The organism is Mycobacterium sp., from assembly GCF_052144515.1.
Classification (GTDB): Bacteria; Actinomycetota; Actinomycetes; order Mycobacteriales; family Mycobacteriaceae; genus Mycobacterium.
This window is the reverse complement of sequence record NZ_JBKQQD010000280.1, coordinates 1-3,749: the sequence shown is the minus strand read 5'-3', so window position 1 is coordinate 3,749 and position 3,749 is coordinate 1. Positions and strand designations below refer to the sequence as shown.

At 62.3% G+C, this 3,749-nt stretch carries 6 protein-coding genes and 1 pseudogene; 2 read left to right on the top strand and 5 right to left on the bottom strand.

Annotation, left to right across the window (positions count from 1 at the left end; translation table 11 throughout):
* Window positions 1-470: 470 nt before the first annotated feature.
* Window positions 471-602, top strand: a pseudogene (locus ACLP9N_RS18390) (Rv2640c family ArsR-like transcriptional regulator); the annotation flags it as partial.
* 826 nt (window positions 603-1,428) lie between these two features.
* Window positions 1,429-1,854 carry a MerR family DNA-binding protein gene (locus ACLP9N_RS18385; RefSeq protein WP_442408763.1) on the top strand — a complete coding sequence of 142 codons (426 nt, stop codon included), beginning with the start codon at window positions 1,429-1,431 and terminating at the stop codon, window positions 1,852-1,854.
* 564 nt (window positions 1,855-2,418) lie between these two features.
* On the opposite strand, the gene ACLP9N_RS18380 is transcribed toward ACLP9N_RS18385, so the two are convergent.
* The 5 genes from ACLP9N_RS18380 to rpmB form a co-directional block, all read right to left on the bottom strand.
* Window positions 2,419-2,613 carry a hypothetical protein gene (locus tag ACLP9N_RS18380; protein ID WP_442408762.1) on the bottom strand — a complete coding sequence of 65 codons (195 nt, stop codon included), beginning with the start codon at window positions 2,611-2,613 and terminating at the stop codon, window positions 2,419-2,421.
* 191 nt (window positions 2,614-2,804) lie between these two features.
* The gene (gene rpsR / locus ACLP9N_RS18375) at window positions 2,805-3,065 is read right to left on the bottom strand and encodes a 30S ribosomal protein S18 (RefSeq protein WP_442408761.1); all 261 of its coding nucleotides are present in this window, start codon (window positions 3,063-3,065) and stop codon (window positions 2,805-2,807) included.
* Window positions 3,065-3,370 carry a 30S ribosomal protein S14 gene (gene rpsN, locus ACLP9N_RS18370; RefSeq protein ID WP_442408760.1) on the bottom strand — a complete coding sequence of 102 codons (306 nt, stop codon included), beginning with the start codon at window positions 3,368-3,370 and terminating at the stop codon, window positions 3,065-3,067. Before rpsN ends, rpsR begins: the two co-directional genes overlap by 1 nt.
* Window positions 3,370-3,534, bottom strand: a complete 165-nt coding sequence (rpmG, locus tag ACLP9N_RS18365; RefSeq protein ID WP_442408759.1) for a 50S ribosomal protein L33 — start codon at window positions 3,532-3,534, stop codon at window positions 3,370-3,372. The genes rpsN and rpmG overlap by 1 nt, the downstream gene beginning before the upstream one ends.
* On the bottom strand, window positions 3,534-3,749 hold a 216-nt coding region (gene rpmB, locus ACLP9N_RS18360; protein WP_442408758.1), incomplete at its 5' end, for a 50S ribosomal protein L28. The genes rpmB and rpmG, both read right to left, overlap by 1 nt.

Sequence of the window (3,749 nt, the reverse complement as noted above, 5' to 3'; positions counted from 1 at the left end):
TGACTTCACCTCCTGCAGGGTGAGCTGGCCGTGTGGTGCTACCTCGACAAGGGTCACGGCGCCACCGTGCCGGACACCGCAGAGCTGACTGCGACAATGACCGTGTGGCGGTGCATATCGATCCCGGGCATCGCTCGCCGGCGGAGTGGGTAAACGGTCCTGGGACCCCGATCCTGCAGCCCCGACACGTCCAGATCGCGGTGGAGAATCCCGCGCGCCAACATCATTGTCACACTGCTAACGTAGTTTCTCCGTAAAAACAATTCAGGTATAGCGAATACTATTTTTCGTACGCCCGAACTCTGATTTTATTGTCAATACCTGGGGATCGGTGATTTCAGGCGTGCCGTCGGCGGACAAGTACGACATCTTGCTCGGGAGGGAAAGCACATGACACGGCGGCGCAACGTCAACCGAGCAGCGCTATTTCAAGTTCTTACCGAACGGGAGGAACGCTCGGCCATCGCGGTCACCACCTGAGCCAGCTGCGCCGGGCCGGGCTCGTGGAATCCGACCGCCGTGGCATGAACGTCTACCACCGCCCTCACAGCGACGCCGTCGCCGCGCTATGCGCGGTGCTCGACCCCAACTGCTGCCGCTAGCCGGTCCCAGATCTGATACCACCTTGGTGTGTGGATTGAAGCCGTCGAAGGCCTGATTAGCGACGGGGTTGCGCCACGCCGGTTGGCCTTCGCGTCGGTCGGCGTGGAGTCCCGCACTGTCGGTTGACATCCGACAGAGGGAGCACGGTGATGACGTTCGTCAATGGTGAGTTGCAAGCGCGGTTCATGACCCGGGTTCGGGGGCTGGATCCGCAACGCTGTCTAGAGAAACGGGAGTGATCAGATCTTGTCTCGTTGTTGCGAGATATAACCGGCCGGCCGGTACCCCTGCGGCGGTGACGATGTCGCCGTCGTCAACGAATCGCTCGTCGCGGCGGACGTCCATGGTGGGGTCAAGTTCGGCGAGGAGGTCCAGCGAGGCCCAGTGCGTGGTAGCCCAACGATGCGACAGCAAGCCGGTGGTATCCGTCTTGGTTGGATCGTCTGGATCTCTTCAACCGTAGGTCTGTCGCATCGCACGGTGTTTTTAGCGATGCGTTGCTGAGGCCCTGCCAGGTTGATGGGACCCCGTCGTTTTGACGGTTTCGTCTCCTTCAACCTGGCAGCTCATTAAGAGTCAGTTGGCTGTTTTGACCATGGTCTTCCCGCAACAGGTCAGGGCCTCTGGGTCGGGACAGTCGGGTAGCGCTGGCTTGGTCACTGTCACTTCGCACCCGCACTTGGTGTCGGGGCAGTGGTAGACCTCTCCCTGGGTTAACGGCATGTTCGGTCTCCTTCATTTGATTTGTGGATCGGGTAGTTTCACTCTAGAACCCGGCCCCTGGGGCAAGGTCAATACTGAGATGCGAGCGGAGGAGCGTGAATTATGCCGGCATCCACTTTGACCATCGGGCAAGCTGCCGCGGCTGCTGGGGTTACCCGCAAAGCGGTGCGAGTCTACGAGGCGAAAGGCCTGCTCTCAGCTGCTGACCGAACCCCGGCAGGCTACCGACTCTACGATCACCACGATGTCGAGCTGTTGACGTTCATCAGGCGTGCCCGCACGCTCGGCCTGCACTTAGACGACATTCGCACGATACTTGCCATCCGAAATGGTGGTACCCCGCCGTGTGCCGCCGTCCGCGACATCCTGGATGAACGGATCAGCGATATCGACGCGACGGTCACCGAATTGCTCAGTCTGCGCCGGTCGCTCATCGGCACTCGCCGCCGAGCCGACGACTGCTGCGCGGAAGACACACCCACAATCTGCCGCGCCATCGAGGAGCCCGAGTCCGCTACTCGAGGGTGACGTCGGACAGGTAAGAAGCGAGCAGCACAAGTGGGACAAACTCGTACACTCGCTCTACGTCGACCCGGCGTTGACAAGCTGCGAGAACATGATCTCCGGGGGCTGCGCAATCCCTCCGTCGTGTTGCTGGCAAAAGTTGCTCAGGCACTCGACAGCACAGTGAGTTGGCTGACCCGCGATATCTGATTCACGGCGTGAGGGATCGGATCGGGAGCGATGTCATGGCCATCGAAAGTTGCCTACCAGTTGACAAGCGGCGTCTGTCGTCGGCGGGTGTTAGCCGCCGGATGAAAAGCGGAGGGCGTCCGGCAAGTTCGTTAGTGAGACAGGCCGCGAAGCGATAAAGAGCTCAGCCATCCGAGTCCGGTTGCGATCGAGAGGCGCTGGAAGATCCCGCTTTTGCCGCCGAGGCGAGACTGACCTCTTATCGCGGCGAGCCATAGGCTGGCACCTGCTCGTATTGCGCCGAAATTTTCAAAGCGTGTCTCGCGTCACTAGGCCGATAAGACTGTGCTTGCCGCGTCCTTTGGTCCGCGTTACCGCAACGGAGCTCGAAAGGCGCGGTCAGTTGCGAGAGCTGTTGACGTGCATCCAATTCAGTGGCGATTGCAGGTGTTGCGGCAAGGTGGCTATGTTCCAGTCGCCGCGTTCAATCCACGTCTGCGCCGCTTCGGTGTCTGCGGGATTGGTGAGGGGACCGATCCATTGCGGCAAGCCGATGGGTGATCGGTCTTTGGAGCAGGGCTGTAGCACTGCCATGGCGCCTGGACCGTTGGCGTGGGCGGCGCAGCTCAGTTTCCCTGCTAGGCACGGCGCGGACACCAGGATGCCGTGCCGGCAGCGTCGGATGCTCTCACCAAGTTCCGCAAGGACGGATAGTCCTGGTCCAGCCGTGCAGCAGGAGCAGACGAAGACGGTGAAGGCGCGGTCAGTGGCGCGGCGCCATGACGTCACCGCGCCGCCTGAGGGTAGGGCAGTAGCGCCATCTCTCGCGCGTTTTTGATCGCGGTCGCAGTTTCACGCTGCTGGCGGACGGTGAGCCCGGTGACGCGACGTGAACGGATCTTCCCACGGTCGGAGATGAACACCCGCAAGGTGGCGGTGTCTTTGTAGTCCACTGCGCTGATGCCGAGGGTGGTAAACGTATTTTTCTTCGGCGAGGTGGTTTCGGTTCTGGCGGTGCGCCGGACTCTCGTAGCTTTTCTGGTCATCACCAGCTCGCTTTCCGCACGCCCGGTAGTTGACCGGTATGGGCGAGTTGGCGCATCCGCACTCGTGATAACCCGAACTTGCGCAGATGTCCGCGGGGCCGGCCGTCGACGGTGTCGCGGTTCCGCAGCCGAACCGCGCTGGCGTCGCGGGGCTGGCGGGCGAGCGCGCGCTGAGCTGCCTGCCGTTGCTCGGCGGTGCTGGCTGCCGAGCGGATGATCGCCTTGAGCTCGGCGCGCCGCTCGGCGTAGCGCGCCACGATGGCCCGGCGTTGCTCGTTGCGGGCGATCTTAGATTTCTTGGCCATCAGCGCTCCTCGCGGAACTCGACGTGGCGGCGGATCACCGGGTCGTATTTCCGCAGCTGCAGCCGGGCGGGATCGTTGCGGCGGTTCTTGCGTGTGACGTAGGTGTAGCCAGTGCCCGCTGTGGAGCGCAGCTTGACGATGGGCCGGATCTCGTTGCCCGCCATCAGATCCGCTGCCCGTCGCGGCGCAGTCGCGCGATGACCGTCTCGATGCCGTCGCGGTCGATGACCTTGATCCCTTTGGCGCTCACGCGCAGCTTTACCCGTCGGCCCTCTGAGGGCACAAAGTAGGTCTTGGTTTGGATATTAGGCGACCACCGGCGTCGGCTGCGGCGGTGTGAATGCGACACCGTGTTACCGAAACCGACTGTGCGGCCGGT

What these genes read in the sequence shown, in the direction of transcription:
- ACLP9N_RS18385 (WP_442408763.1), top strand. Translation starts at nt 1,429, where the DNA reads ATGCCGGCATCCACTTTGACCATCGGGCAAGCTGCCGCGGCTGCTGGG.
- ACLP9N_RS18380 (WP_442408762.1), bottom strand. Translation starts at nt 2,613, where the DNA reads ATGGCAGTGCTACAGCCCTGCTCCAAAGACCGATCACCCATCGGCTTG.
- rpsR (WP_442408761.1), bottom strand. Translation starts at nt 3,065, where the DNA reads ATGACCAGAAAAGCTACGAGAGTCCGGCGCACCGCCAGAACCGAAACC.
- rpsN (WP_442408760.1), bottom strand. Translation starts at nt 3,370, where the DNA reads ATGGCCAAGAAATCTAAGATCGCCCGCAACGAGCAACGCCGGGCCATC.
- rpmG (WP_442408759.1), bottom strand. Translation starts at nt 3,534, where the DNA reads ATGGCGGGCAACGAGATCCGGCCCATCGTCAAGCTGCGCTCCACAGCG.